Source organism: Pseudomonas sp. B14(2017) (genome assembly GCF_002113255.1).
In the GTDB taxonomy this organism is placed as follows: Bacteria; Pseudomonadota; Gammaproteobacteria; order Pseudomonadales; family Pseudomonadaceae; genus Aquipseudomonas; species Aquipseudomonas putida_Z.
In genome coordinates, this window is record NZ_NEJY01000057.1 from 1 (window position 1) to 1,167 (window position 1,167).

Sequence of the window (1,167 nt, forward strand, 5' to 3'; positions counted from 1 at the left end):
TGGCTGTGGAGCCTGATTCGGTTGTATCGCATGAAGAAGCTGGTCATATCCTGCTTGGCTTCTTCAATTTCCTTGTAGCCCTTGGGCGGCACCCATTCTGACTTGAGCGTCCCAAAGAAACGCTCTGTTGGTGCGTTGTCCCAGCATTGTCCCCTGCGACTCATGCTCTGCGTTATACCATGCTCAAGCAGCTCGGACTGGAAGCGCTGGCTGGTGTACTGGCAGCCTTGATCCGAGTGAAACATCAAGCCTGCATGCTTGCCCCTAACCCCTACTGCCATCCTCAGCGCCTTGCTAACCAAGTTGGCGTCGTTGATCAGGGAAAACGCCCAGCCAACGATCCGACGCGCAAACAAGTCAATCACTACTGCCAGGTGATACCAGCGCTTCCCGACCATCAAACTGGTCACATCACCGCACCAGACCTGGTTAATTGCTGTTGGCTCAAAGTTACGTTCGAGCAGGTTCTTGGCCACAAACGCTTCAACGCCTTTGGAGCGATTCCGATGCGGACGACGCTGCTTGCTTTCCAGATTTGCCTCCTCCATGAGTTTTCCGGCCAGATACCGTCCCACCTTGAACTGCTGGGCCTTCAGGTACTCAGAGATCATTCTCGCGCCCGCGCTCCCCCTGCTTTCGACGTGCAGCTGAACTACTTTCTCTCTGAGTTCGTCACGCTCGGTATTCGGTGTTGAACGACGGCGAAGCCAGTCATAAAACGCGCTACGGGATACGCTCAGCGCACTGCAAAGAAGGCTGGTCGGATACGAGCCTGACTCTCTCAGTTCCTCAATCAGGAAAAACGATCGGGATCCGACATCAAGAGAGCCGTAGCCTTTTTTAAGATTTCAGCCTCGGTCTCCAGGCGCTTGATCTTGGCTCGCAGCTGCTGGAGCTCTCGTTGTTCGTCGCTGATCGCTTTGGTACCGGCTACTGGCTGGCCCTTCTGTCGCTCTTTGCGTACCTGATCAACCCAGCGGCGCAGGGCTGTAGGGCCGACGTCCATTGAAGCGCAGACGTCGGGAATCGAGCAGTGGTCATCAAGGACCATGCTGGCAGCACGTTGCTTGAACTCGCGGGTGTAGGTCTTTCGTTCTTGCATGGAACCTCCTGATTGGGCGAATCATATCGCCCTTAAGAGGTGTCCGGGATCATTAGGCCAGTTCA

Annotated in this window: 2 protein-coding genes; both read right to left on the reverse strand. The window is 55.3% G+C overall.

All coding sequences use genetic code 11. The annotated features are described in order from the left end of the window. The coding region (locus tag CAG34_RS27305; RefSeq protein WP_371858065.1) for an IS3 family transposase at positions 1-797 on the reverse strand (797 nt) is incomplete at its 3' end. Next, positions 794-1,102 carry a transposase gene (locus tag CAG34_RS29310; RefSeq protein ID WP_133970486.1) on the reverse strand — a complete coding sequence of 103 codons (309 nt, stop codon included), beginning with the start codon at positions 1,100-1,102 and terminating at the stop codon, positions 794-796. The genes CAG34_RS29310 and CAG34_RS27305, both read right to left, overlap by 4 nt. Between the last annotated feature and the right edge of the window lie 65 nt (positions 1,103-1,167).